Genomic DNA, 26634 nt, shown 5'->3' on the forward strand with positions numbered 1-26634 from the left:
GCGTTCGTCCATTCGGTGCGGACGGCGCGGCGGGATCAGGGGCATCGTGAGAAGCCGGTCGCGTCATGCCATCGCGACGGGGTGCCGGTTGAGGTTGACGCGGTCGCTGAGAACGGCGATTCTCCCGTCGGGGTCAGATCCGACCCGCAGGATGACCGGATACATCTGGACGTTGAACGCGCTCGTCACGGGATCGCTGTTGTTCTCAAGCACGACTCGCGCCACGGGACTCAGGGCGGCGGTCATCGGAGCGACCTCATCCGGTTCTCCGGCGACGACGACCAGTGTCTGGTCACGGCCTCGGGGGAGCTCCTTCGCGAACTGGACAAACTTCGGCAGTTTCTCCTTGCACGGCCCGCAGGTCGCCGAGAAGAACGCCACCACGGTCTCGCCGGCGAGCGAGTCGCGGGTCACGGGATCACCGTCGATGGTGGTCGCCGAGAACTCGTCGACTTCCTCTCCGACGCCGATGGAGGGCTTGCGACCCTGATTGGAGGCCAGCATCTCGGTGTGATCGCGTAGACGCTTGATCACGCCCGCCATGAGGATCAGATTCAGGGCGCCCACCAGCAAGGCGAGCACCGCTAGTGCAACGGGAAAGGACATCCTGACCTCTCTTTTGCCAGTTTGCCGGCTTGTCAGCGACGGTGATCTAGCCGTCTACGGACTGAAACAACGTGTAGACGTCGTCGAGCATGACGACGAGTCCGCCGAGAAGAAGCCCGCCGAGAGCGGCCACCGCCGTCTCCCCGCTCAGCCGAACCCCTTCTGTGGACAGGGCGGCCGCGATGCCGGAGACGGCGACCGCCACGAGAGCAAGGTTGCGCACGACGTGACGAGCGCCGAGAGGAACCGCGGAGGCGCCGAAACACCGGCACGGGGCCCGCACACCCCGGCGCGACACCCTGACGATGCCGACGGCGAACGCCGTAAGGAGCAGGGCCGCGAGAGCGAAGCCGGCGATCCCGCTACCGGTCACGGGTATCACCATGAGCGCGCACACGCAGAACTCCGCGGCGACGACCAGCAGAGCGACCCGGCGCACCCCGCCGGACCTCACCAACTGCATGTCGCGCACCGACGAGGTGAAGACGTCGAACGCGTCGTGGCCCGCCACCTTGCTGACAGCCGCGACGAGGAACACCAGGCAGATGAGGCAGCGACCACCGATTTCGAGGTATTCCACGTGGCAGCCTCTTTTCATCAACGCCGCGATTCAGGCGGGCCCGCCGAGGCCCGCCTGAGATCGGTTGAGTCTTCGGTGAACCTGACTAACAGCTGACGCTGCAGTCGGAGCGCACGATGCAGCTCTTGCCCGCGCACCTACCAGTCCAGCTGGGGCAGCTGACATAGCAGAAAGGAGTGCATCCGGCCGCCGCATCGGCCTTGGGAATGAATCTCTCCAGGAGCCGGCCGCCGATGCTCTGCAGCTTCTCGTACATTACAAACCCCTTTGTTGTGTAGGTAATGCCTGAAACGTGTTCCGGCATGCCCCCGCATTGGCGGACCGGGTCAGCGGCCCGCCAATGGCCGGGCACGGTCTCATCGCGTCAGGAGTTGCACTGAACGTTGCATTTGCTGTCGACCTGGCACGGCCTGTAGCCGCACTGCCAGCACTGGGGGTAACACTGCGGAACGCATCCGGCGAACGCCTCCGCCTTGGGCACCAGGCGCCCGAGCAGGCGAACCCCCATCGACTCGAACTTCTTGTACACGGCCATGCCCCTTCCCTTCGGGCCTGGACCCACAGGTCAGACCCTGGATTTGATAGGACCGGGAAAGAGCCTCACAACGACCGGTAAAAATCCAGTTAAAGCGATAAAAGCCCCTGCTTAACATCGGTCCGACGACTGTCTTCCCACCCTCAATCGCGTGGTTCCGTTTTGCGGATCGCCGAAAACCGGATCGGGGTCACATGACCACATAAGTCACTCACGGTCGCCGGACAATCACACGGACACGGCAACGCGTTCCAGCCGCACGGCACTCCAACAATCGAATCCAGCGACCTGGCATCAGCCGTGACCTGCGATATCAAAAAACCGGGCTCGCCGTCCGGCGCTGTTCGGAACTGTTCCGAACTGTCAATCTCATAGACGCGTACGCCTCAATCCCCTTAAATGGGCGACGCAGTGAGCCTTTCAAGGCAAAAAAGGCTCAGCGCGTGATCACCGTGGAGGGTGACTCGTCTCACGAGGCGTGAATCCCGAGGCGGTACTATCTGCAAACGGAATATAATCGCTCTTCACGCCCGAGATAAGCGCTTAATGTTTACTAGGGTTAGAAACCGGTTGATCTTGATGGACAAGGTTGGGGGACATATGAAGTTCCGAGTATTGGGAACGATCGAGGCCAACCAGGAAGAGGGCCCCATCCCGCTGCCGCCGAAACCGCGACATCTGCTTGCGATCCTCTTGTCACAGCAGGGAAACCCTGTTTCCACCGACCGTCTCATCGACGTGCTCTGGGGAGAACGACCGCCACGGACCGTGCGTAAAAACCTACAGGTCCAGGTTTGCAGCCTGCGTCGGCTCTTCACCAACCCCCGGCGCATTGTGCGATGCGATGCGGGTTACGTTCTTCCTTTGGGCCCGGGCGAGCTCGACGTCCCGGTCTTCGAACAGCTCCTCGCGAAGGGCCGGGCCTGCCTGGGGCGCGGTCATATCACCGACGGGATCGAGGTGCTCCGCCAGGCTCTGGCGCTCTGGCGCGGGCCGGCCTATGACGGACTGACGACACTGGAGGGCGTCTTCCACGAACGTTCACGCTTGACCGAGCTTCGCCTGGCGGCCATGGAAGATGTGCACGATGCCGAGATCTCCCTCGGCCGACACCGTGAGATCCTGCCCGAGATCCACAGAGACTCCCAAGAACATCCTTACCGTGAGCGTCTGCTCGGCCAGCTCATCATGGCCATGTGCCGTGACGGGCAGCCCAATCGCGCGCTCGCGCTGTATCACGACAGGCGTGAGCTCTTTGTCAGAGAGCTGGGAAGCGAGCCGGGCCAGCAGCTGCAGACGCTGTATCAGGCCATCCTCAACGAGGATCCCCATCTGACCACGACACCGGCCGTCCCGGCCCGTTTACCGAAAAGCGCCGATGGACACCGCTGATCTCTTCGAGAGACACGACCTGGCAGACCTTCGGCGGTAGGGACGCGCCCTCCGGCGGACCTCGGCCGGGACCGGCCGGAGAGACGTGTTCCCGGACGTTGTCCCGCCCGGGTCCCTCGCGGGCGGTGACCGTTCACGGATGGAGGCCGCCGATGCCGAACTCGGCCACCATGGCCTCCCGGCGGGCCTTGCTGATCGGCCGGCCCGGCGCGTCGGGACGGCTCTGCCAGAGATGCGGGCCCGCGGCGGGCCGGCACTCCACTCCCAGCGCGCCGAGCCTGACCTCGTGCGACTCCAGCCGCCCGGCGAAGTCGGGGTACGGCGCCCACCCTGCCGACCACACGACCTCGGCGAACGCGCACAGCCGGGGGAAGACCATGTAGTCGACGGCACGCGGGCTGTCCATGTGCTCGGTCCAGACGTTGCACCGGGCCCCGATCACCCGGGATCGTTCGCCGGGGGTCAGCCCGTCCGGCTCCGGGTCGAAGGCGTGGACGTCTTCACAACTTTCTCCTCCTGCTGGCGGCAGACCCTAGGAAGGGCTCGCCGGTCACGGGAAGAGGGAGCGTGCTTTGTTGTGCAATGCAGAACGTTGTGCTGCAAAGTGGCGACGGGGGCATTGGCTCCCCTAATTTGACCTGCGTGTTCGACCTGCCGAAATTCTCGTTGAGGCCGTGATGAACGAATCTGCCCCGGAACGCAACCAGTCGGCCTCGCTCCGGCGTGCCCTCGCCGTGCTGGAACACGTGCGCGACCACGCGGGCGCCGGCCAGGGCCTGTCGCTCACCAGGCTCGCCGAGGCGCTCGGCCTGTCCAAGAGCACGGTGCTGCGCCTGACCGCCCCGCTCATCGAGGCCAGGCTGCTGGACCGCGACCGCAAGAGCGGCGCCTACCGGCTCGGGCACGGCGCGCTCAACCTCGGCCAGGCCTACCTGGCCACGCTCGACCTGCGGACGGTGGCCGCCGAGGAGTCGCACCGGCTGATGACCGAGGTCCGGGAGACCGTTCACCTCGTGGTCTACGACGCGCCGGACGTGGTCTACATCGACAAGGTCGAGAACGAGACCAACGTGCGCATGGCCTCGCGCATCGGCAGCCGGGCGCCCGTCTACTGCACCGCCGTCGGCAAGGCGATCCTCGCCTGGCAGCCGGAGGAGGACGTCGAGCGGGTCGTGGCCGCCGGGATGCCGTCCATCACCCGCCACACCATCACCGGCGCCGACCGGCTGCGCGCGGAGCTGGGCCGGATCAGGCAGCGGGGCTACTCGGTGGACGACCGCGAGAACGAGCCCGAGGTGCGCTGCGTCGCCGCACCGATCTTCAACCACACCGATGCCGCGACCTCGGCCATCTCCGTCTCCGGCCTCACTTCGAGGATCACCGCCGCGCGGGTCCGCGAACTGGGGCCGCTGGTGGCCGAGACGGCGCTACGCATCTCCAGGAAGCTGGGATCAACCCGTTGACCGGCACGGACGAGCATCTAAGGACCAATTTCCAATGATCGATCTGGTAACGCTCGGTGAGAGCATGGCGCTGTTCACCGCGCGGCGTACCGGTCTGCTCCGGCACGCTCACGACTTCGGTCTGAGCGTGGGCGGGGCCGAGTCCAACCTGGCGATCGGCGTCACCCGCCTGGGCCGGCGCGCGGCGTGGATCGGCCGAGTGGGCGCCGACGAGTTCGGGGAGCTGCTGCGCTCGACGCTGGCCGGTGAGGGCGTCGACGTCCAGGGGATGATCGTCGATCCGGACGCGCCCACCGGACTGATGATCAAAAGTCGCCGGACGTCCGAGATGGTCGATGTGCGCTACTACCGCGCCGGGAGCGCCGGATCCCGGCTCGGACCCGCCGACCTCGACGTCTCGCTGATCCGCTCGGCCCGCGTGCTGCACGTCACCGGGATCACGCCCGCGCTGTCCGCCTCCGCCCGGGAGGCGGTGCGCGCCGCGATCGCCGAGGCCCGCGACGCGGGCTCGACCGTGTCGCTGGACATCAACTACCGCCGGGCCCTGTGGGCTCCCGACGAGGCGTCCGCCGTGCTACGGGAGATCGTCGCGACGACGGACGTGCTGTTCGCGACCGAGGCGGAGGCGCGCCTGGTCGTCGAGGGCGCGGACCCGGTCGCCCTGGCCGAAGCCCTGTCGAACCTGGGCCCGCGGCACGTGCTCATCAAGCGCGGCGCGCTCGGCGCGGTGGAGCTCTCCGACGGCGTCGTACGGCATGCGGAGCCGTACCCCGTCACCGAACTCGATCCCGTCGGGGCCGGTGACGCCTTCGCCGCCGGCTGGCTCGCCGAGACCCTGGAGGAGGCCGGCCCCGAACGGCGTCTGGCGACCGCCTGCGCGGCCGGCGCCTTCGCGGTCGCCGCGGACGGCGACTGGGAGAGCCTGCCCCGCCGCGCCGACCTCGGCCGCCTGCGCCCGGCGGACGCGGTCAGCCGCTGACCCCCTCGGCCATGGGAGGTTTCGGGCCCGCGAACTTCTCGCGGGCCCACGCACCTCGGGGCCTGTGATCGAACAGGTGATGGCGACGGCATCGGTGATCGGCTCGTTCCTGGCGGGAGCCGGCGCGGCCCGTGCGACGTGAAGCGGCGTTCCCACCGGCGGCGACGGGCCGTGGCGGGCCTTCGTGAACACGGATCGGGGTTGCGCCGAACTACTCGTGTCCGAGGTACCCCGCCGAAAGGCCAGCGTGCATGTCAGCTCCCCCCAAAGATCCAGCGCCTCCGATCGAGATCACCGACGCCCACCTGATAGAGCAGTCGTGGCGTCATCCCGAGCGGTTCGGCGTCGTCTTCGATCGCTACTTCGACACCATCCACCGCTATGTGCACATGCGCCTGGGCGAGTCGGCCGCGGACGACATCGCCGCGGAGACCTTCCTGCGCGCCTTCCGCGTCCGGGAACACTACGACATCGCTCGCCTCAGCGCCCGCGCCTGGCTGTACGGCATCGCCTCCAACCTCGTCGCCGACCATCGGCGTAACGAGGCCCGGAGGTATCGGGCCCTGGCCAGGAGCGCCGAGTCCTCAACCGTCGCGAGCCATGACGAACGTGTGGTCCAGCGCGTGTCCGCGGCGATCATGCAGCCGCAGCTGGCCAGCGGCCTGGCCCGGCTCTCGGCCGGAGATCGGGATGTCCTGCTGCTGGTCGCGTGCGCCCAGCTCAGCTACGAGGAGGTGGCCGACGCCCTCGCCATCCCGCGGGGCACGGTCGGTTCACGTCTCAACCGCGCCCGCAAGAAGCTCCGCAAAGTCATCGGTCCCCATGAGGAGGCGCTGTGAAGAACGAACTCCAGACGGTCAAGGCTCACCACGACGCCCTGCCGGGGCCCGCTCCCCAGGTCGTCACGCGAGCGTGGGACCGGCTGGCGGCCGAGGCGGAGGCGGAGCGGGCCGGTGCCGGTCCCCTCGAACCGGTTCCGTCGCTTCTTCGGCGTTCACGTGATCGTGGCCGCATCGCGCTCAGGGCCGGCGTCGCCGTGGGGCTCGCGGCGGCGGTGACCGTAGGGGTGATCGCGGTGCGCGGGGACGACGCCTCGTCTCCGTTCGGGGCCCGCCCGGCCGACGCCGCGGAGCTGCTTCGGCACGCGGCCACGGTGGCGGCCGGGGAGGATCCGCAGCCGCGACCTGATCAGTTCATCTACGTCGACCGGAAGGACGTCACGATGAGCGTGATCTTCGGCCCGCGTACCGGGAGGCACGAATACACGCAGGATGTTCGCCGCGAGGTGTGGATCCCCGCCGCCGACCCAGGCAGGGCCCTGGCGCGTTCCACGTACGGAGAGAGACGCGGAGACGGCGGCTCGCCGGAAACGGACGTGCGACCTGCCGGAACGGTGGAGTATCAGCGCGCCGGCCAATGCCATGAGGATGTCGTGCACGCGCCGTCGCAGGGTGCCGGCGACCTTCCCACCGACCCCGACCGGCTTCTCACCACGATCCGCAAGGACGCGGAAGCGTTCGTCCGCGCGGACAAGCCCGGGCGGGGAGAGGCCCCTCCGAGCGCGGACCAGGTCGGCCGCCGGATCGAAAGAGTCGTCGCGATGAAGCTGCTTCTCCTGGTCGAGGACCCCTTCGCCGCTTCCGGAAATCGCGCCGTGGTCTTCCGCGCTCTGTCGAAGATGCCCACCGTGACCATGGTCCCCGACCTCACCGACCCGGCGGGCCGCCATGGCATGGGCGCCTCGATCAAGTACCGGGGTCCCGAAGGCTGGGAACGTGAGGAGCTGATCTTCGAGCCGGAGACGTACAGGTTCCTCGGCTGGCGGAGCTGGACCGAGATGAAGCAGGCGGACGGCCGTACCAAGGAGACCATGCGTGGCGGCACGGCCGTGATGACGGTCAAGGTCGTCGACTCCATGCCGGAGGTTCCCAAGGGCGCCGGCAAGCCGGCTCTCTGTTAGGAGAACGCGGTTCCATGGTCGGCGCCGACCTCGCCGCCCCACCCACGACGGGGAAAACCTCCGACCGGGGCCGTGGGTGGGGCGGCGTCCGTCGGGCCGCCACGCGCGACCGATGGCGTTTGGGGGCGGCTCCCGGGCTGCGGACGTGCAGCTGCGCCGTGCCATGTGCGGAGTCCGAGGAACATGATCGCGATGCTATGCGGTGGCTGTGACAGTCCCGGTGACCATCTCGGCCGCGCCGGCGTGAGCAGGCTCATCAGTCGGCGGTGCCGTTCCATGACCCTCCGATACGTTCGGCGGCCGGCGTCGCTTGCCGTATGCCTGCCTGATAAGACGCCTCCCAGGCCGATGTGTCGTGGAGGTCGGGGCCGAAGACCTCCAGGGTTACCTGGTCAGGGGCGATCGAGAGGGGAGCGCCGCTGGGGAAGAGATGGCCCAGGGGCTCGATGACGACCACCGTGTCGGCATCGGCCGCCAGGTCGGCGCCGGCACCCGCGCGGAAGGCACCGTCCATGTAGCGGTGGCCGTTGATCGTGATAGGCGGGTAGAGGCCCGGCACCGCGTAGCTGGAGGCGACGGCGGACAGCAGCGGCGCGTCCCCGCCTTGGTCCCAGACCACGGGTTCGCCTGTTTCCGTATTCACTGCGGTGATCAGGAGGGGCTGCTCGGGCCAGTCGCGGGCGGTGATCAGGGCGGCCGTCCGGTCGAGGTGGGTCTGCTCGGGGGCGACGTCGGCGGTGAGGGCCACCTTTCCGACCCTGCGCAGCTTCTCCCCCTGGTCCAGCGTGGGGTCGCCAAGGGTCGCGAAGACCTCGGCCAGCCTGCCCGGGTCGGCGGCGGCGCTGTTCCGGGATCTCGTGAAGGTGGCCAGGCGGTCAAGGTTCTCGCCGGTGGCGAGCATGGCGCCGACGATGGCGCCGGCCGAGGTGCCGACGATCATGTCGGCCTCGGCCAGGTCCACGCCCGCACGACGCAGGCCGACGGCCAGTCCGGCCAGCCATGCCGTACCGACGACGCCACCGGGACCGAGTACGAGTGCACGTTTCATACGGAAGAGCCTGCAACCTTAACCGAAGTTGAAGTCAATACTCTGCGGCTTGATCGGACACCCCCGGCGGTCCAGGCCGGTGTCACCGAATTCGCGGACGATGGCGCTGAACCAGTTGACCGGATCGCCGTCCGTGGTGACGGCGGCGCCGCGTCAGGGGTACGACGTGGTCAGCCGTATGCGTTGCCGGCCGCATGCGAGGCCTACCTCCGTCGACGCAACGCCGGGAACGCGCTCGAATCCGCAGTGAGGGACGACGAACCGGCCGCCCGAGCCGCGTGATCGCCTGAGCCGGTGAACGTTCGTGGTCACCGCACTAGCCGCCGAAGATGGCGGTGGGGTCGCCGGTGTACCAGATGTTGTCGATGCGGATGTGCCGCATGACCCAGCGCTCGCCGTCGCGGACGAGGTCGACGGCGTAGAGGTTCTTCAGCAGGGCGTGCCGGCTGTGGTCGGCGGTGAGCAGGTGCTGGGCCTCGACGATCGCGGTGAGTCGGGCGGTGTCGCCCTCCACCAGCACCCGGGGATTGGTGACCACGTGCGTGGTGTCGATCCGGCCGGTGAACATCCCGAGGATGGTGTTCACGATCGTGTCGCGTCCGGCCATGACCGGGCTGTGCGCTCCCCACTTCGCGGCGGCGGGCTGGAAGTCCAATTCGGCGTCGGCCGAGAACGCCGAGGCGAACAGTTCCTTGTCGCGCAGGTCCTGGCCCAGGCCGAAGCGGTAGAGGGCGTCGACGATCTCCGCGCGGTCCCTGAGCTCGCGGACGACGGCCTCGCCGTCCCGGGCCGACAGCGCGTGGTCGTGGGTGAGATACATGGGGTTCTCCTCGATGTGAGAGGGGCGTTTGTGACGTCTTCAGGATCCGGTCTGGCCGAAACCTGAACAATGACGCGTCACGCTAGAGTCGTTAAGCCCCGCTTAACAAAGGAGGGTCATGCTGGAGCGACACGAGATCGAGGCGTTCCTGACGCTGGCCGAGGAGCTGCACTTCGGCCACACCGCCGAGCGCCTGCACGTGACCACCGCGCGGGTCAGCCAGACCATCAAGAAGCTCGAACGTCTCGTCGGGGTCCCGCTGTTCGAGCGCACCAGCCGCCGGGTGACGCTCACCCCGATCGGGCGAAAGCTTCACGAGGACCTGCAGCCGGCCTACGCGCAGGTCGTGGCCGGGGTGGAGAGCGCGATCAACGCGGGCCGCGGCATCAGCGGCATGCTGCGGGTCGGGTTCGTCGGCGCCGCGGCGGGGCAGCTCCTGCTGGAGGCCGTCGGCCTGTTCGGCGGCCGTCACCCCGAATGCCGGGTCCTGCTCCGGGAGGTCCAGACGGGCGAGTCCGTCCAGCGGTTGCGCGCCGGGGAGATCGAGCTCCTCATCGCCTGCTTCCCCATCGACGAGCCGGACATCACGATGGGCTCGGCGCTGCTCGTCGAGCCGCGGATGCTGGCGGTGTCGTCCCGGCACCCCTTCGCCCGCCGTACCTCCGTCTCCGTCGAGGACCTGGCCCGGGACAAGATTCTGCGGGCCCCCTGCTCCATCCCCGAGCACTGGCGCGACCCGGAGGCGCCCTCACTGACCCCCGAGGGCAGGCCCGTGACGTACGGCCAGGCGGCCGAGACGTTCCAGGAAGTGCTGATGCTGGTCAGCGCGGGCCAGGGGGTCTTCCCGGTGGGTGAGCAGGCCAACCGCTACTACGCGCGGCCCGACATCGCCTATGTCCCCTTCCGCGACGCCCCGCCCCTGGAGTGGGGGCCGCTCTGGCTCACCACGTCCGCGACCGGCCGCGTGCGCGCCTTCACCCAGGCCGCGCACGACGCCGTCCAGGCCCGCGGCGGCCCGCAGGCGTAGCGGTGAGCCGGAAGGGCCCCCGGTCCGGGGTGCGGGATGGCAGGCCGCACCGTGGAAGGGCGCTCAGACCAGCGAGTCGATCCACTGCTCCAGCCGCCGGCCCTGGCTGGTCATCAGCTCGGGGTCGCGGAGGGTGTTGGTGAGCAGCGACATTCCCTGGTAGGCGGCGACCAGGGAGATCGCGAGGTCATAGGAGTCGGGTCGGTTCATCGCCCGGAACTGCCGCTCGGCCCAGTCGATGAGGAGCCGCATCACCCTGGCGGCCTCCCGGTCGAGGCCGTCGGTGCGTTTGTCGAGTTCGGAGGCGAGGGTCCCGAAGGGACAGCCGTACCGCGCGGCGAGTTCGCGCTGTTCCACCCAGCCACGCACCAGCGCCTTCAACCGATCCTGTGGAGTGCCGCCGTGCTGGTCGAGCGCGGCGGTCACGACCCGCAGGCCCTGCGCGTGCGCCTCGATCGCCGCCGCGACGAGGTCGTCCTTGGTCTTGAAGTAGTAGTAGATGTTACCGACAGGGACCTCGGCCACTCGGGCGATGTCCGCGAGCGTCGTCTTCTCGACGCCCTGCTCATGCAGCACCTGGGTCGCGGCGGCCACCAGTCGCTGACGCTTGCCCGGCTTCGTTCCGGCTCCGGCACCCTTTTCCAAGTCAGTCATCTGACTGACTATAGACAAATCAGTGCCCGACCGGCCAGGAGGTGGTGCGGTGGCGGGCGCGGAACTCGGTGAGGAGTTCGTCGGTCACCTGGGCACCCGCCGCCACGGCTGCGTGCACCTCGCGGAAGTATCCCTCGTATCCCGAGGGAGTGTAGAGGCACAGGGCACGCGCGGTCTCCGTGCTCGCGTTGCGGAACCCGTGCGGGGTCCCACGCACCGCCGACAGCAGGTGCCCGGGTCCCACCGTCACCTCTCCGTCCCCGTTGTGCAGGGTCAGCTCGCCTTCCAGGACGTAGAAATATTCGTCGTGCCCTTCGTGTACATGCGGCCGGGCCCCGACGACGCCCGCCGCCAGGGTGAACTCCTCGAAGGCGAAGCGCCCGCCGGTGTGCTCGCCGGTCAGCCGGAAGAAGTGCTCCACCCCTGCGACATCGATCAGCTCGCCGTCCGTGGGGCGGAGCAGCAACGGACGTGGGCCCGGTTCCCCTTGTTCGATCATGACCGCATTCTGGCAGAGCGCCCCGGAATCATCGCCACCCCGGTCCGTGGAACACCTCCGTCATCGGGACGCAGCCGGCCGGATCCGGGCTGCGCCCCACGGCCGCCGCGTGGCTTTCCGGTGCTCTCATGGACGCCGGACGATCCCGCGATGGCCGTACCCATGTGCTCCCCGACCGGTGCGGGGCCTCACCGGAGTGTCGGGCGCGATCAGTTGGTGACCGCCTGCGGCACGACCGCCACCTGGACGGTCCGCGGCTGGACCGGTCCCAGGGCCCCGAGGGACTTCTGCACGGCGAGCAGCTTGTCGAGGTGACCCTGGATGATCGGCTCGGCGGACCTGGCGAGCGCCTTGACCTGGGGCACCGACCCGTTGGAGATCTCCCTCTTGGTCGCGATCAGGGCCGCGCGGTGACCGTTGATCATCGCCTTGACCCATGCCTTGTCGAACTCCGCGCCCGACAGCCCGCTCAGTTCCTTGGCCTTGGCCTGCTGGCGGGCCGAGGGGTCCGTGGGCAGGGTCACGTTCAGGCGCTGCGCGACCTGCTGAAGCTTCTTGTCGAGCTTGGTGTGGTCGGATACCAACGTCTCCGCGATCGAGCGGACGTCGCCGGCTCTCGTCTTGCCCTCCGCGAGCTTGCCGGCGGCGATCTCGGCCAGGTTGCTCCGGTGCGCCTGCATCAGGTACCGGCTGTCCTGCTCGGGCACCTGCTGCGCGCCCGAGGACGTCGGCATCGGCGTCGGGGTCGGCTGCGCCAGGGCCGCCGGTGAGCCGCTCATGAGCGCCAACACGGCAGCGGAGGTCGCCGCTATCGCCGCGAGTGGAGTACGTAGCGCCATCACTACCTCCGGGAAGTATGTCCGGGCGGATGTACACCGCCACTTACGCCTTTCCCGACACAAGACTTTCTATGTGGACAAAAACCCACAGCAGTACCAAATACCCCTATTTCATTACATTGGTCACGGCATCGGACTTACCACAGCGGCGGTCGGCGTATGGGCCATGCCGGCGTATGGGCCATGGACCTCAGCCGCCGCCGTCGCGGATGGCGCGGGCGGCGTTGATCAGGCCGATGTGGCTGAAGGCCTGCGGGAAGTTCCCGATGGGCTCGCCGGTGGCCGAGTCGACCTCCTCGGCCAGGAGGCCGACGTCGTTGGCGTACGACGCGGCGGTCTCGAACACCTTCCTGGCGGCCGTGCCCTGTCCGGTGAGCGCGAGGGCGTGGGCGAGCCAGAAGGTGCACAGCAGGAACGTGCCCTCTCCCCCGGGCAGCCCGTCGGTGCTGTGATAGCGGTGCACCAGGCCGCGCGCGTCGGTCAGACGCGTGGCGACGGCCCCGACGGTGGCCCGCACGCGGGGATCGTCACCGGGCAGGAACCCGACCAGGGGCATCACCAGAGCGGACGCGTCCAGGTCCTCGGTGCCGAACGCCTGGGTGAAGGCGCCCGCCCGCTCGTTCCAGCCCTGCGTGAGGATCGCCTCGCGGATCCGCTCCCGGACGCGGCTCCAGTCGGCGACGCGGCCGGTGGCTCCCAGGACGGGAGCCAGGGCGACGGCCCGGTCCAGCGCCACCCAGCACATCAGCTTGGAGTGCAGGTAGTGGCGGCTCGGCCCGCGCACCTCCCACAGGCTCTGGTCCGGCTCCTGCCAGCGGCGGGCGGCCGTCTCGGCCACGCCGACCAGGAAGGAACGGGTGAGAGGGTCGAGCCGGCCCCTGCCGCGGAGCGTGTCGCCGTCCAGGTCACCGTAGAGCTGGTGGGCCGCGTCGAGCAGCTCGCCGTAGACGTCGATCTGGCGCTGGCGCCAGGCGTCGTTGCCGACGCGCACCGGGGCGCTGCCCCGCCAGCCGGTCAGATGGGGCAGCAGCCGCTCGCTCAGATCGCGCTCACCGCCGACGCCGTACATGATCTGCAGGTCCATGCCTCGTTCGAGCTGGGTGGCCGAAGCGCGGGCGAGGAAGGCGAAGAAGGCGGTCTCCTCGGCCTCGCACGCGGCGGTGGCGAGCGCCTGCAGGGTGAAGCTGGTGTCGCGGATCCAGGTGTAGCGGTAGTCCCAGTTCCGCTCCCCGCCGACGTCCTCGGGCAGGGAGGTGGTGGCCGCCGCGACGATGGCTCCGGTGGGAGAGAACGTCAGCGCCCGCAGCACCCGCCCGCTCTGCCCGACCTCCTCCTGCCAGGGCCCGCGGTAGCCGGTGTGCAACCGGGACCAGGAGCGCCAGCCCGCGACGGTGTCCTTGATGCGGCGGTGGACGCGCCAGGGACTCCAGCAGGCCGGTTCGGCCGCCCAGCCCCAGCTGGCCTGCAGGGCCAGGCTCAGCCGCTGTCCCGCCCGCAGCGTGACCTCGGCACGCGCGGTCGAATCGCCCATCCGTAGGTCGAGGGGCGCCGACAGGGTGAGGACATGCGCGCCGCCGCGTGCCACCAGACCACCGCGGACCGGCTCCATCAGCGGGTGGACGAGCCCGAACTCCGGTCGCGGGGCGTACACCATCTCCAGCGGCACGTTTCCTTCGACGCAGGTCGCCTCCCGCAGCAGGACCCCCGGTGAGGAGACCCCCAGCGAGTGCCCGCGTTCCCGGGCGCCCAGGGCGAGCGCGTCGAGGAGCACCACGGTCCCGTCCGGGCAGCGGAAGGTGGTCTCCAGTACCAGGGAATCGTCCAGATATCTGCGGGTGACCTCGGCGGGGCGGGCGGGACGGATGGACCAGTGCCCGGCGTCATCGTCGAGCAACCGGGCGAAGATCGCCGGGCTGTCGAAACGGGGGAAGCACAACCAGTCCACCGAGCCACCGGAGGTGACCAGGGCGGCCGAGCGGCAGTCCGACAGCAGGGCGTGGTCGCTGATCGGTCCCGTGCTCAAGGGGCGCCTCCGATCCGTGGCGGCCACCGGGCGGGAGTGCCGTGGACGTCGCCGTGCGGCTCCCTCGACGGGAGTGACCGACCAAGACCCATGCCGGAAATATCCTCTTTTGAGGATTGTAACTTACCGTTGTCGATCGGGTTCAGGGCGTCAACGTTGACCGTTCCGCGCCCTCGGCGCCCTCGCGGTAGCCCCGCGTCTGCATCTCGAACAGCCGGGCGTACTCCCCGCCCGTCGCCGTGAGGTCGACGTGCGTCCCCCGCTCGACGATCCGGCCGCCGTCGAGCACGACGATCGAGCCCCACCAGCGCGACCCCACCAGCGCGACCGACGCGCCGTGGGGAGAGGTGCGGCAGCGCCCCGGCGGCCAGTCCCAGGAGGGTCAGGCCGCCTGCGGGCAACAGCACATGATCGGTACGGCCGGCCCCCATCCCGCTTCGCGTCCGAGGCCGGAAAGGTGGTCACCTCGTACGGGCCGTTCCGGCGAGAACGTCCGGCTCCGTGTCCGCGTCCACGATCGTGCCGTCCGGGCCGACCCGGAGGAACGTCGGGAAGGCCTCGATGCCGACCGCCTTCACCAGGCTGTCGGCCTCTTCCGCCGTGACGATGCTCGCCGCGCCGCCGATCATCTCGATGAGGTCGCCGACCTTCGAGGTGTCACCGGAGATGACCGCCATGGCGGTGCCGGTGCGGGCCACGTCGGCGAAACGCGGTGCGCGCTCGTGGCACGCATCGCAGTTGACGTCGAAGAACGCCACCAGCTGTGGCCGCTCGCCGCCGTCCGCCCCGGCGGGGGGCAACGTGCGACCGACCAGGACTCTCGGATCGTACGAACCGAACCGCGCCGGTCCGGCGAGACGTTCCAGCTCGGTGGTGTGCTCGCGCAGGCGGCGCAGTACCGCGAAGGTGAGCACCAGGTTGAAGATGGAGAGCATGCCGGCCAGCACGACGGCGGCGATCAGAAAAGTCATCGGACAACCTCACTCAAGGACTTCAGGCCGTCACGGCCGCGCGTCATCGCGGCGCGACGGAGGGGGTGAACAGGCCCAGCAGGTCGTCGAGACGCACGACGAACAGGCCGCCCACGGCGGCGGTGACCAGTGCGAGGGCGATCCCCGCCGGGTGTGCCCCGGCGTCACCGGCGACGGCCCCTGCCGTGAGCCCGGCGCCGCCGGCCAGCAGCAGGAGGAGATTGCGCACCACGTGCGCCTTGCCGAGCGGCGCGGCGGAGGCTCCGAAGCAGCGGCACGGCGCGCGCCGTCCCCGGCGCATGGCGGCCAGGATGCCGGCGGTCAGAGCGGCGAGCAGCGCCATCGCCGCCGCGAACCCCAGAAGCACGGTGGACGGCAGCGCGAGCGACAGGATCACCGCGGCCTCCGCGCCGAGCACGGCGTACGCCGCCGTCACGGACCCGGCCCGCGGGAACATCCCGAGGGCCACGATCGAGGCCACGAACTCGTCGAACGCCGCCCGCCCGCGAAGCTTGCCCGCCAGCGCGACCACGAAGACACCGGCCAGCAAAGCCCGGCACCCGATCATCAAATAGAGCATCTTCACCGTCTCACCGCTCGTCTCACCCCGCCATGGGGTGTTTCGCGGATCCCCGCTACGGTGAGGGACCCGCGAAACACTTCCGAAGTCCGGCGGCCGCCCCAGCCCCCGGACCTACGGGTTCTACTCGGTCAGCAGCTCCCGCGCCTCTCACAACCACCCGCGCAGCCGGTCTGACCGCCGACGACCCAGCAGGTCTTGGCGTACCAGGTCGTTCCATAGCAGTAGCAGTGCTGGTAGAAGTAGGTGTCGGCCTTGGCGGTCGCCTTCGGCACCAGCTTCTCGAGCAGTCGGTCGCCGAGCTTTCCCAGAACAGCGTTCATCTGGATTCACCCCTTCATAGCGTGTTGCGGACAACCGAAACGCTATTTTGGGGAAATACAGCCGCCGATACAGCGCAGCTACAGCCGGGCGGTGAGCAGCGTCTCCAGCACCGGATCACGCCGTACGGCGGGCGAGGCGAAGAGCTCCTCGGCCCGGCGGGCGTCCCGCTCGGCGGCGCGCGGGTCGCCCAGCGCGGTGCGCGCCCTGGCGAGCTGGCGGGTGGCGGCGGCCTGGCCGTAGGCGTCACCCACCTGGGCCACCAGCTCCAGGACCCGGGCCAGGTCGGCCGCCGCGGCGGCCGGATCGCCATGCCGCAGCCAGATCTCGGATCGGGTGAGCAACACCTCCCACTCGTCCTCCCGGTTACCGATCTCCCGGCAGTGGCGCACCGCGTCCGCGAGCGTGGCCAGGGCCTGCTCCCGGCGGTCGAGCAGGCAGTAGGCGCGACCGAGCGCGGCCAGGGTGATGCTCTCCCCGAAGGAGTCGCCGTCCGTCCTCCGGATCTCCAGGCACCGTTCGAGGCAGTCGGCAGCCTCGGCGAAACGGCCCAGCCGCAGCAGGACCTCGCCCAGGTTGTGCCTGACCATGCCGACCCGGTTGGACCCGTGCTCCTCCAGCAGTCGCAGGCCCGCGGTGATGTGGCCGAGGGCGTCGTCGAGATCGTCGACGCGCATGCTCAGCCAGCCGAGGTTGTGCAGCGCCAGCCCTTCCGCCTCCTGATCACCCAGATCGCGCCAGAGTTCGAGCGCGTGACGCATGCACCCGCGAGCGGCGTCGATCCGGCCGGCCCGCCACTCCACCACCCCCAGCGTCGCCAGCGTGGACGCCTCCCCCGCCCGGTCGTCGTGCCGCCGCGCCACCTCGACGGCGAGCCGGACGATGGTCTCAAGCTCCTGCCAGTACCCGCACTTCGTCGCCAGGGACCTGACCAACGGCAGCAGATCGGTGACGAAACGGGCCGTCTCGGTCTCCCCGGCCGCCTGGGTGACGGCCGCGACCAGGCAGGGCAGCTCGGTCTCGAACCACCGCACCGCCTCGGCAGGGCTCCGAAGGGTCACTCCGGCGTCCCGCCCGCCCGGCGGGCTCCCCCCGGATCGCAGGTGCGGCTGCACCAGATCGTTCACCTGCCCGCACAGATCGAGGTACCAGTCCAGGGCGTGCCGGACGGCCCGTGCTCGATCGTCCACCGGATCATGGGCCACGGCCAGCTCGGCGGCGAACAGCCTCAGCAGGTCGTGCATGCGAAACCGTCCGGCGCCGACCGGCTCCAGCAGGCGGACCTCCGTCAGCTCGTCGAGCGTGGCCTCGGCCGCCCTCGGATCGACGTCGAGGAGCACGGCGGCGAGTTCGACGCTGACCTCGGGCACGTCGAGCACGCCGAACAGCCGGAAGGCACGCACCGCCGCGCACCCGGCAGGGCCCACATCGCCGGCCAGCGTTCCGTAACTGACCTCGAAGCAGGCCCGGACGGCCAGGTCGGCGGCCTGCAACTCGTCCAGCCGGCGTCGCTGGTCGCGCAACCGCTCGCCGAACCGCGCGAGCGGCCAGTCGGGGCGGCCGACGAGACGGGCTCCGGCGATGCGCAGCGCCAGCGGGTGGTACCCGCACCAGCGCACGACGTCGGCCGCCGCCGCGGGCTCGGCGGCCACCCGGGCCGGGCCCGCCAGCAGCGTGAGCATCCGTACCGAGTCCACCTCGTCGAACACACCGAGGGCGATCGGCACGCCGTCCATGGTGGTCAGCGCCGCCCTGCTGGTGACCACCGCCGCACAGCCACTGCCCGCCGGCAGCAACGGCGCCACCTGGGCGGCGTCGACGGCGTTGTCGAGAACGATCAGGACTCGCCGGTCGGCCAGCAACGACTGGTAGTGGGCGGCCGCCTCCGCCGGAGCCGCGGGAACCTCGCCGTTGGGCACCCCCAGGGCTCGCAGGAAGCGGCCGAGCACCTCGGCGGGCTGGAGCGGCGGCAGGCCCGGACTCGATCCCTGCAGATCGACGTAGAGCTGGCCGTCGACGTAGCGGCCGGCCACGGCGTACGCCGCCCGCAGCGCCAGTGTCGACTTGCCGACGCCGCCGGGGCCGTGCAGCGCCAGCACCGGCGGCATCGCGCCCGGCTCCGGGTCACCGCACAGCGCGGCGAGCATCCGGGCGAGCTCGACCGACCGGCCCACGAACAGCACCGGCTCCCGCGGCAACTGACGCGGGCGGGGATACCCGTCTCCGGCCTGCCCGTTTCCGGGCCGACCGTCCCTGGGGTCGTCCCGGGTCGGTGCCGCGGCGGGGGGAACAACGGGGGGCACGCCGGGGAGCGCGGCAGGAGAGACGGCGATAGACACGGCAGGAGACACGACGGGAGACACGACGGGGGTCATCAGGTCCGCGTCCCGGCGCAGGACCGCCTGGTGCAGGCGGCGCAGCTCGGGTCCGGGGTCGAGCCCGAGTTCGTCGGCCAGGGTACGGCGGGCCGTCGCGAACACCTCCAGCGCGCCGACGACGTCACCACATCGGCACAGGGCCACCATCAGCTGGCCGTACAGCCGCTCCCGTAGAGGGTGCTGCCCGATCAGCTCGCGCAGGCGCTCGGCCGCCGCCATGGGACTGCCGAGCGCGAGCTGGATCTCCGTGTACTCCTCCGCCGCGCTCAGATACTGGTCGGTGAGACGAGCGACCACCTCGCGCAGGGTCGGCCCCAGCGGCGCGTCCTCGGCCGCCCTGCCCCGCCACAGGGCGAGCGCCCGAGCGTAGGCGTCCCGCGCCGCCGCGAGATCCCGCCGGGCCAGCGCCTGGCGGCCGTGCGCGGAGAGCGCCTCGAACTGGAAGAGGTCGCACTCGTCCGGCGCGACCCGCAGCAGGTAGCCGGCGTCCGAGGTGACCAGCCGCTCGACGGCCGGGTCGGCGGAGGGGGGCAGCAGTCTGCGCAGTTGCATGAGGTAGGTGCGCAGGTTCGCCACCGCCGAGCGCGGCGGCTCGTCCCACACCTCGGCCACCAACGACCGGACCGGGACGACATAGCCGGCGCGCGCGAGCAGCATGGCGAGGACCGTGCGCTGCTTCGGCGCCGTGATCCGTACGGGCGAGTCGCCGTCCTGGATCTGCACCGGGCCGAGGAGTCGAAACCTCATCTTCTTGCCTTCCTCGACGGCCCGGGTCAACCGGCCTCGCGGCTTCCCCTGTCACCGGCCGCAATCACCGGCCGCAGTCATCGGCTGCAGTCACCGGCTAAAGGGCCGGCCCGCCCAACCGGCGCAGCGCGACGCCGAGAAGCCGGTCGGCGGGGAAGAATCCGCGATGCCGGGAGTCGACGCTGTCGGGGTTGTCGCCGAGGACCACCAGCGTCCCGGAGGGCACGTGGGCCACGCCGTCACCGGCGGCGATCCCCTGGGGCACCGGGTCACCGGGCAGCGCGGCGATCCGTTTGATGTTCCAGCGCCGGCCGTCCGCCCCGGGCGGTCCGGGCGCGTATCGGCCGGCGGGATCGGAGGGGGGTTCCAGCACGACGACGTCGCCCTGCCCCACCTGGTCGATCCGTCGCCGCCGCACCAGGACGCGATCGCCGTCGGTCAGCGTCGGGGCCATGCTCATCCCGTCGACGGTGACCACCACGTAACGCCGGCGGGCCCACAGGGCGCCCGCGGCCAGTGCGAGAGCACCGGCAACCAGTCCACGAACGATCACCGTCACCGCGACCTTCCACCATCGGCCCGAGAGGAGCCCGATCCGCTCTCGGGAAACGATCTCCATTGGCGTGGTGTCTGTCAACAGGTCGGCGGCCGACTTCCTCTCAGGGCCGAAAGCTTGGACCTCCTCATCGGCAACCCCTGTTCAGGTGAGCGCCTTCGTGGAGGGGCGGCGGATCAGCGTGGAGAGCGGGTCCTTCGACGAGGACGCCGCGAGGCGGCTTCAGGACATCACCGAGAAACCGCTCTCGGCTCCCCGGCGGGCGTCTTGGAGGTGTACTGGCCACAGAGGTCGAGTGCGGGAGCGACACGGGCCCGATGTTCTCGGAATGAGGAAATGAGGAAGGGTCTTCGGGTCCGGTGGGGATCGCGACATCGAGCCGGCCTCCGCCGGCTCGATGTCGCCTACCCACCGGGACCGAACCCGCGGGACGAACGGCTAACGGTCGTCGTCCCAGGAGAGGGCGGTCATCCGCCAGCCTTCCGGCGTGCGCAGGAAGTGGATGCTCTTCGTCCCCGTCCCGGTGAACGGCGTGCCGGCGTGAACGCCGCGCTTGCGGTAGCCGCCCAACCGTTGTGCGACGTCGCCGAAGATCTCCGTGCGCTCCCAGGTCTCCTCCTCGGCGAACTCGGTGAGCTCGCCCGAGGTCAGCAGCTTCTGCCGCGGCTCGACGAACGAGTCCAGGTCGTAGACCTCCTGCTGCGGTCCGCCCTTGACGATGATTCCGTCCGGGACGAAGAGCCGGTGGATCGCGCCGACGTCCGGGCGAGCGCCGCCCGCGTTGGTGAACAGGCGGAAGAAGGCCGCCGTCAGCTCGTCGATCTCGGCCTTGTCCGCGGCGCCCCTCGCCCCGCGGGCGCGCCACTCGTCGGCGAGCACCGACCAGACCTCGATGTCGATCCGCCGGCCGTCGATCGGGTAGGACTGCCGCAGGGTGCCGTCGCGGGTCATGCCCAGCCGCTTGGCGACGTTGATGCTGCGCACGTTGTCGGCGTCGGTCCGCCACTCGACGCGCTGGATGCCGCGCTCCCCCACCGCCCAGTCGACGATCCGCTCGGCGGCGCGTGTGATCAGCCCATGCCCCTGCGCGCCGGGTTCGAGCCAGCAGCCCGCCTCGCAGACGCCCAGCGCGGCGTCGAACGACACGAACAGGACGCCACCGACGAGGGTGCCCTCCAGCCAGATCCCCCAGATGCCACCCGCGTCCTGTGCCCGTTTGTCCGCGTAGCGCCGCAACAGCGCGCGGGCCCCGGAGAGGTCGGCGGCGACGAACGTCGGCGACACCCATGGCGAGATGTGTTCACGTGCCCGGTCGAGGTGGGTGAGGAATTCCTCGGCCAGCCACGGCTCAAGCGGCCGCAGCTCGGCGCGAGCGGTGAGGGGGAGAGCGAACATCGGACCTCCGCACGAGTTCATAACAAACGTTCGGTATGTAGACTAGTGGACCATGAGCCCCGCCCGCACCGACCATGACGCCCGTCGCCGTGACGTCTCCGAGGCGGTCTGGCAGGTCCTCGCCGAGCACGGGTTCGCCGGCCTCACCCTGCGCGCGGTCGCGGCGGCCATGGGGGCTTCCACCGGGCTCGTCACGCACTACTTCGCGGGCAAGCGCGAGCTGATCGCCCACGCCCTCGACATCCTGGAAGTACGCACACAGCAGCGCCCGCGCCTGAAGGCGCCCGCGATCGGGCTGCCCACGCTGCGCACCCACATGCTCAACATCCTTCCGCTGACATCGGAGGGCGCGGCGATGAACCGGATCTGGGTCGGTTCCTGGGACGTGGCCCTCTCCGACCCGGCGCTCTTCACCGCGCAGGCCACCCGGTACGAACGCATCCGCGCGGGACTGTGCGCCGCGATCGAGGACGCGCAGCGCCTGGGCGAGCTGCCCGCTCGGGCCGACGCGCAGCGGCTGGCGACGACCGCGTTGTCCTTCACACACGGCCTGGTGGTGCAGGCGCTCTTCGCCCCGGAGAGATTTCCGGCGGAGCATCAGATCGAGCTCGTCGACGGCTTCCTCGTCACGCTCCGCCGGTCAGCCGGGTGATCTCGTCGCGTACGGCGCGGCTGAGCCCGTCGAGGAGCCGATCGGCACGGCCGTCCGAGGTCGCGGACAGCAGTTCCGCGACGACGGCGGGCGGCACGTATCCGAGCACCCGGCAGGCGCGCCGCACCGTCATCGCCTCCACCAGACGGACCGCGGTGGGGACGATGCCGAGCGCTCCGAGGACGGCGGCCGTGACACGGTCATCCGTGTGCGCCAGGATGCTCGCGCTCCGGCTGGGGGGCATCGCGCCCACCAGCCTGGCCGCCCGATGCGGGGTCATGTGGTCGATCACCCGCGCGGCTCGCGGCGGCGGCAGCAACGCCAGCACCTCTGCTGCCGTGTCCGACGCCTCCGCCGCGCCGTCCAGGAGCCGCCCGGCGGCCTTCGGCTCCATCGAGCCGAGCAGGGTGGCGGCCTCCTGGCGGGGCCGATCGAGCAGCGGGCTTTCGCCGTCACGGCCTTTCCCCGCCCGGTCCGGATCCCGGATCCCCGCCCGGTCCGGATCCCGGACCGGCCCCGGGCCGTGCGCACCGTGTCCGCGCCGCGCCTCCCGGCCCGCTCCCGGGCCGGCGCGCCGCTCCGGCTCCTCCCGTCCGTGATGCCGCAGCCTCGGGCCCGCGAGGTCCGGCCCCTCCCGCCCAGGGGGCCGCGGCCCCGGGCCCGCGAGGTCCGACTCCTCCCGTCCACGGTGCCGCGGCCCCGGGCCCGCGAGGATCGTGTCCAGCCGCCGCCCCAGCTCGGCCGCCCCCATCCGCCGGGCGAGGTCGGTGACGAGCAGGCCGGCGATCGCGTCGGCGAGCGGACCTGGTCGCCGGAAGCGCGGAGGATGCCCGGCGGCGACCGCCCGCACCGTTTCGATCGGACTGGCGCGAAGGAACGGCGAATAGCCCTCCAGCGCGCAGAACAACGTCACTCCCAGCGACCACAGATCCGACGCCGGCCCCACCGTGTGCCCGTCGATCCGTTCCGGCGCCATGAACTCGATGGTTCCGAGCAGCATGTTGGTCGAAGTGAGGCCGCTCTCCCCGGAGATCCGCGCGATACCGAAATCGACCAGGAAGACCCGGTCGCAAGGATCGACGACGATGTTGGCCGGTTTGACGTCCCGGTGGAGCACCTGCGCATCGTGCACGGCGGCCAGCCCGGCCAGCACCTCACGTCCCATCCGGGCGATCTCCCGCTCGGAGAGGATCTCCCGCCGGGAGAGGGCCTGCCGCTCGATCCGGCGGTCCAGCGCCGTGCCCTCGATGTACGCCATGACGATCCACGGCGATCCGTCGTCCATGAAGACGTCGTAGATGTCGACGATCGCCGGATGCCGGATCCGGGCGGCGGCACGCGCTTCGCGCAGCGCCCTCTCCCGCCGTACGGCCATGTCCTCACCGTACGGCGCCAGCACGACCTCTTTGAGCGCGACGGATCGCCGCAGCGTCCGGTCCCAGGCGAGCCACACCGTGCCCATGCCACCTCTGCCGAGCCGGGACCTCAGCTCGTACCGGCCTTGGACGATTCGCGCCGTCATCCGAGGCCTCAGTCCTCGTCGGGGAGCAGCTCGATCCCGCCCGAGCGCTCCGCACCCGGTCCCGGCCTCCGCAGGGTACGGGTGTCCGTCATGTCGCGCAGGGCCCGATCTTCCAGGGGCCCGTACTCGTAGTCGGGTTCGACCGGCTCGGCCTGGGTGCCGTTCGGTCCGTGAGGCGGCCGCGCCTCCTCCCCGAAGGCGGCGCCGGACCGTCGCGGCGCGTCCTCTCGGGGCGACCAGATGCGCCAGACACTGTCCGACCCGCCGGACTCCGCCGGCCGGGACCGGGACCCGGCGCGGACGCCGAACTCCTCGCGCATGCCGTCCAGCTCCTGGCGCTCGGCGAGCGCGAGCGCCTTCTCGTAGATGCCGGGCCGCTGCATGAGCTTCACCGCGACCGGCAGGCATTCGATGAGCAGGAACAACGCGAACAGCAGCAGCCGGGCCATGCTGAGGGTGAGGTCCTTGCCGGTCAGCTCGTTGAGCGCCCGGAGCCGGGTGAGCAGCCCGTCGGTGGCCAGGTTGTCCTCGTCGAAGGACCGCTGGATCCAGGCCTGCTGCTTGACCGCGGCGTCGAGCTGACGCTGGACCTTGGGCAGGGCCTCCTCCGCGGCGTCGAGCCGTGTTTTCTTGGCCTGTTCCCCGGTCGCGTTCAGCTCCCGCTTTCGGCCCTCTATCTGCCGGGTGAGCAGCTCGATGCGTCCCTTGTCCTTTTCGTACGCACGCCGGCTCTCCTGGGCGAGTGGACCGTTGCCCTTTTTAACACAGTTTGGACCACCATAGAGCTGACACTGCCACTCTTTGTAGTGTTTGTCCGCTTGCTTCTGCTCATTGACGCGCTGGACGGACAGCGCCTTTATCTTCGAGTCCTGTTCCATGTCAAGGGGAACATCTCCGCCGGAGGAAATCACCTGCCGCAGATCGGCCACCTCCTTGCGGAGCTGGTCGACGCCCTTCCCCACCGCGCCCTGCTCCTGCCGTACGGCGAAGGTGTCGGCGCGCCGCTGTTTCATCTCGGCGATCTGGGTGTCGATCTCGGCCTTGAAGACCTGCAGCACCAGAGGAGTGGAGATCACCAGGCCGAGCACGACGGCGACGAGAACGCGCGGCATGGCCAGCGCCCAGCGGTTCGGCGCGTCAGCCCTGATGGTGGAGACGAGCCACCGGTCGAGGCTGAGGATCGCCAGGCCCCACAGCAGAGCGGCGGCGACGGCGAGGACGATGTTGACGCCGAGCGTGCTGTTGAGGGCGAACGTCATGGAGACGAAGGCGAGCACGCTGGTGGTGAGGACCGCGCCCCCGATGCCCTCGAATTTGCCGCGTTCGGTCGGGCACGTCCGGAGAACCTCGGGGCGTGCTCCTGACAGCGCGACCAAAACCGCGGACAGCCCGCTCAGGAAACGTCTCATGCTCCTCCTCGGAAAGGGAGTCTCATCGCGTCGGCACCGATTGGAACGGCGCCGGTCCTTCGGAGGGGTTATCATAGGCGCCCAATGTCGCGTTTACAGACACCCAATGGAATTTCACCGAGGAAGTCCGACACGACACCTCGCCCCAGCAACACACCCTAACGTTATATACGCCGATTAATCGGGATACCGGGGACGCAGCGCAGCTAATACGACATACCTATGGAGAACTCCTCGTGCCGGAGCCCGACAGGGATCTGAACAGGAAGGCGATCGCCCAGGCCCTGGCCGACCTCGCCGACACCGAACACCTCACCCTGGTGGAGGTCGCCGCCGACGGCGTCACCACGTTCCTGCTCCACCGGGACGACAACGGCCGCCCCCACGGTCGGAGCTGGTCGGCGACCTGGCCGGCCCTCGCGGGCGAACACGGATGGGACGCCGATCCGGCCGGGACCCGGGAGGCCTTGCTACGCACGACCCGCGCCCCCTCGTCCTCCGCCGACGTGATCCTCGTGGCCGCCTCCTCCGCCGATCCGAAGGTCGAGCAGGCCCTCGCCTGGCTGCGCGCGTCGTATCCCGCCGCGCAGGTGCTACGAGCCGAGGCCCCGATCGCCGCACGGATCCGGGAGGTCATGGCGAACGATCCGCTGACCAGGTCGTACGAGCTGATCGTCGTCCTCGTCGACTCGAGCACCAACCGGCCTCGGCTGACCAGCAGACAGCTCTTCCCCCTCGGCTCCCGCCCGGGGGCCCGGACCCGGGTCGCCCTCCGCTGCGAAGCCGCGGGCGCGCACGGCACCGCGTTCGCCGTGGTCACATGGCAGGGCCCGAAGCCGCGGCTGCTGTCCGTCCAGTCCGCCCCGATCGCCCCCGGCCGGTATGAGGTGACCGCCGAGCTGTTAAGGCCCGGCCGGGTACGGTTCACCGGCCTGCCCGCGCTCTCGCCGGACTCCCGGGACTGGGATCAGCTCGTCGCCGCGCTCCCGGATCGGCTGCCGGGGGCCACCGGCCCGACGCATCTCGTCTGCGCGGTGGAGGTCTGCGGAGCGGACGACCAGGTCGCGGAACGGCTGAGCCGGGCACGCCAGATGATCAGCTCTGCCTCCGGCGAGCTCGGCGGCCTGCTCCGGGTCTCCCTCCTCGCCTACGCGGCGCACTCGTACGACCCGTCGGCGCCGGAGTTCCCGGTGCGGGTCGCGGCCTGGGAGGCCGGCGCGGGAGAGGCCCTGAACGCGCTCGGCGCGCTGGAGGAACAGGGAGCGGTGGCCAGGGGATATCCGTACCATCCCCACGCGGCGCAGCTTGAGGACGTGCTCGCCGTGGTGGTCGAAAGGCTCGGCCGGGCGGATCCGGCGCCCGCCGTCATCCTCACGGTCGGAGGCCGCCCCCCGCACCCGGATCGCACCGACCAGTCCAGGATCCTGCCCTGCCCCCACCGGCACGACTGGCGGAAGCTGATCACCGCTCTACGGCAGCGGCAGGGCACGGTGCTGGGCGCGATCTGCGACCAGCCCGCCGACCAGGCGCACCAGGCGTGGCACCGGATCGGCGCGGCGGCCCTGGCCCATCTGGAGGCGGTGGACGTGCGCGGCCTGGCCGCCGAGCTCGGCCTGGTCGCCCCCTCCCCCGCCCATCTCCCGTTCCCCCTGCTCGACGAGACGGAGTGACGACGCGC

The 26634-nt window shown here is 70.2% G+C and carries 27 protein-coding genes; 8 read left to right on the plus strand and 19 right to left on the minus strand.

From position 1 onward, the window contains the following. Positions 1–63: 63 nt before the first annotated feature. The 3 genes from ACQPYK_RS39420 to ACQPYK_RS39430 all read right to left on the minus strand — a co-directional run bounded on the left by ACQPYK_RS39420 (position 64) and on the right by ACQPYK_RS39430 (position 1721). Positions 64–606, minus strand: coding sequence for a TlpA family protein disulfide reductase (locus ACQPYK_RS39420; protein ID WP_433243200.1), 543 nt, complete (start codon positions 604–606; stop codon positions 64–66). Positions 607–652: 46 nt separating this feature from the next. Continuing rightward, positions 653–1186: a MauE/DoxX family redox-associated membrane protein gene (locus ACQPYK_RS39425; RefSeq protein WP_433243203.1), complete on the minus strand. Its 534-nt coding sequence runs from the start codon at positions 1184–1186 to the stop codon at positions 653–655. Between the two features lie 364 nt (positions 1187–1550). Beyond that, positions 1551–1721, minus strand: coding sequence for a hypothetical protein (locus ACQPYK_RS39430; protein ID WP_433243206.1), 171 nt, complete (start codon positions 1719–1721; stop codon positions 1551–1553). 600 nt (positions 1722–2321) lie between these two features. On the opposite strand from ACQPYK_RS39430, the gene ACQPYK_RS39435 reads away from it, so the two are divergent. Further along, complete coding sequence (locus tag ACQPYK_RS39435) at positions 2322–3113, plus strand: AfsR/SARP family transcriptional regulator (protein ID WP_433243209.1); 792 nt, start codon at positions 2322–2324, stop codon at positions 3111–3113. Positions 3114–3246: 133 nt separating this feature from the next. On the opposite strand, the gene ACQPYK_RS39440 is transcribed toward ACQPYK_RS39435, so the two are convergent. Continuing rightward, on the minus strand, positions 3247–3642 hold the full coding sequence (locus ACQPYK_RS39440) for a family 20 glycosylhydrolase (protein ID WP_433259049.1): 396 nt from the start codon (positions 3640–3642) through the stop codon (positions 3247–3249). Positions 3643–3790: 148 nt separating this feature from the next. Here ACQPYK_RS39440 and ACQPYK_RS39445 point away from each other — a divergent pair, with 148 nt between their 5' ends. The 4 genes from ACQPYK_RS39445 to ACQPYK_RS39460 all read left to right on the plus strand — a co-directional run bounded on the left by ACQPYK_RS39445 (position 3791) and on the right by ACQPYK_RS39460 (position 7515). Then, positions 3791–4576 (plus strand): IclR family transcriptional regulator, encoded by a 786-nt coding sequence (locus ACQPYK_RS39445; protein ID WP_433243212.1) that lies wholly within the window; start codon positions 3791–3793, stop codon positions 4574–4576. Positions 4577–4610: 34 nt separating this feature from the next. Continuing rightward, complete coding sequence (locus ACQPYK_RS39450) at positions 4611–5555, plus strand: sugar kinase (protein WP_433243215.1); 945 nt, start codon at positions 4611–4613, stop codon at positions 5553–5555. Positions 5556–5806: 251 nt separating this feature from the next. Further along, positions 5807–6394 (plus strand): RNA polymerase sigma factor, encoded by a 588-nt coding sequence (locus tag ACQPYK_RS39455; protein ID WP_433243218.1) that lies wholly within the window; start codon positions 5807–5809, stop codon positions 6392–6394. Beyond that, entirely contained in the window at positions 6391–7515 is a 1125-nt protein-coding gene (locus ACQPYK_RS39460; RefSeq protein ID WP_433243221.1) for a CU044_5270 family protein, read from the plus strand. Before ACQPYK_RS39455 ends, ACQPYK_RS39460 begins: the two co-directional genes overlap by 4 nt. Before the next feature lie 256 nt (positions 7516–7771). Here ACQPYK_RS39460 and ACQPYK_RS39465 read toward each other — a convergent pair whose 3' ends face one another. Next, the gene (locus ACQPYK_RS39465) at positions 7772–8563 is read right to left on the minus strand and encodes a patatin-like phospholipase family protein (RefSeq protein WP_433243224.1); all 792 of its coding nucleotides are present in this window, start codon (positions 8561–8563) and stop codon (positions 7772–7774) included. 316 nt (positions 8564–8879) lie between these two features. After that, positions 8880–9383, minus strand: coding sequence for a nuclear transport factor 2 family protein (locus ACQPYK_RS39470; protein WP_433243231.1), 504 nt, complete (start codon positions 9381–9383; stop codon positions 8880–8882). Between the two features lie 118 nt (positions 9384–9501). Here ACQPYK_RS39470 and ACQPYK_RS39475 point away from each other — a divergent pair, with 118 nt between their 5' ends. Further along, positions 9502–10410, plus strand: coding sequence for a LysR family transcriptional regulator (locus ACQPYK_RS39475; protein ID WP_433243234.1), 909 nt, complete (start codon positions 9502–9504; stop codon positions 10408–10410). Positions 10411–10473: 63 nt separating this feature from the next. On the opposite strand, the gene ACQPYK_RS39480 is transcribed toward ACQPYK_RS39475, so the two are convergent. The 11 genes from ACQPYK_RS39480 to ACQPYK_RS39530 form a co-directional block, all read right to left on the minus strand. Then, positions 10474–11064, minus strand: coding sequence for a TetR/AcrR family transcriptional regulator (locus ACQPYK_RS39480; RefSeq protein ID WP_433243237.1), 591 nt, complete (start codon positions 11062–11064; stop codon positions 10474–10476). 19 nt (positions 11065–11083) lie between these two features. Next, positions 11084–11563, minus strand: coding sequence for a cupin domain-containing protein (locus ACQPYK_RS39485; protein WP_433243240.1), 480 nt, complete (start codon positions 11561–11563; stop codon positions 11084–11086). Positions 11564–11772: 209 nt separating this feature from the next. Then, positions 11773–12402 carry a DUF4142 domain-containing protein gene (locus tag ACQPYK_RS39490; protein ID WP_433243243.1) on the minus strand — a complete coding sequence of 210 codons (630 nt, stop codon included), beginning with the start codon at positions 12400–12402 and terminating at the stop codon, positions 11773–11775. Positions 12403–12592: 190 nt separating this feature from the next. Next, positions 12593–14425, minus strand: coding sequence for a glycoside hydrolase family 15 protein (locus ACQPYK_RS39495; RefSeq protein ID WP_433243246.1), 1833 nt, complete (start codon positions 14423–14425; stop codon positions 12593–12595). A 142-nt stretch (positions 14426–14567) separates the two neighbouring features. Then, entirely contained in the window at positions 14568–14744 is a 177-nt protein-coding gene (locus ACQPYK_RS39500; protein WP_433243249.1) for a hypothetical protein, read from the minus strand. A gap of 142 nt (positions 14745–14886) precedes the next feature. After that, positions 14887–15396 carry a hypothetical protein gene (locus ACQPYK_RS39505; protein WP_433243252.1) on the minus strand — a complete coding sequence of 170 codons (510 nt, stop codon included), beginning with the start codon at positions 15394–15396 and terminating at the stop codon, positions 14887–14889. A 43-nt stretch (positions 15397–15439) separates the two neighbouring features. Continuing rightward, positions 15440–15976, minus strand: coding sequence for a MauE/DoxX family redox-associated membrane protein (locus ACQPYK_RS39510; RefSeq protein ID WP_433259050.1), 537 nt, complete (start codon positions 15974–15976; stop codon positions 15440–15442). 131 nt (positions 15977–16107) lie between these two features. Further along, positions 16108–16299, minus strand: a complete 192-nt coding sequence (locus ACQPYK_RS39515; protein WP_433243255.1) for a hypothetical protein — start codon at positions 16297–16299, stop codon at positions 16108–16110. A 78-nt stretch (positions 16300–16377) separates the two neighbouring features. Beyond that, entirely contained in the window at positions 16378–19422 is a 3045-nt protein-coding gene (locus ACQPYK_RS39520) for a BTAD domain-containing putative transcriptional regulator (RefSeq protein WP_433243258.1), read from the minus strand. Positions 19423–19519: 97 nt separating this feature from the next. Beyond that, positions 19520–20041 (minus strand): S26 family signal peptidase, encoded by a 522-nt coding sequence (locus tag ACQPYK_RS39525; RefSeq protein ID WP_433243261.1) that lies wholly within the window; start codon positions 20039–20041, stop codon positions 19520–19522. A gap of 375 nt (positions 20042–20416) precedes the next feature. After that, the gene (locus ACQPYK_RS39530) at positions 20417–21373 is read right to left on the minus strand and encodes a GNAT family N-acetyltransferase (RefSeq protein WP_433243264.1); all 957 of its coding nucleotides are present in this window, start codon (positions 21371–21373) and stop codon (positions 20417–20419) included. A 52-nt stretch (positions 21374–21425) separates the two neighbouring features. Here ACQPYK_RS39530 and ACQPYK_RS39535 point away from each other — a divergent pair, with 52 nt between their 5' ends. Next, complete coding sequence (locus ACQPYK_RS39535; protein WP_433243267.1) at positions 21426–22025, plus strand: TetR/AcrR family transcriptional regulator; 600 nt, start codon at positions 21426–21428, stop codon at positions 22023–22025. On the opposite strand, the gene ACQPYK_RS39540 is transcribed toward ACQPYK_RS39535, so the two are convergent. Further along, positions 22000–23547, minus strand: a complete 1548-nt coding sequence (locus tag ACQPYK_RS39540; protein ID WP_433243270.1) for a protein kinase domain-containing protein — start codon at positions 23545–23547, stop codon at positions 22000–22002. The genes ACQPYK_RS39535 and ACQPYK_RS39540 overlap by 26 nt on opposite strands. An 8-nt stretch (positions 23548–23555) precedes the next feature. Next, positions 23556–24956, minus strand: coding sequence for a DUF4407 domain-containing protein (locus ACQPYK_RS39545; protein ID WP_433243273.1), 1401 nt, complete (start codon positions 24954–24956; stop codon positions 23556–23558). Positions 24957–25192: 236 nt separating this feature from the next. On the opposite strand from ACQPYK_RS39545, the gene ACQPYK_RS39550 reads away from it, so the two are divergent. Beyond that, a complete protein-coding gene (locus ACQPYK_RS39550; RefSeq protein ID WP_433243276.1) occupies positions 25193–26626 on the plus strand; it encodes a hypothetical protein in 1434 nt (477 codons plus the stop codon). Positions 26627–26634 lie beyond the last annotated feature (8 nt).

The sequence above is a fragment of the Streptosporangium sp. CA-135522 genome (genome assembly GCF_050949235.1).
GTDB lineage: Bacteria > Actinomycetota > Actinomycetes > Streptosporangiales > Streptosporangiaceae > Streptosporangium.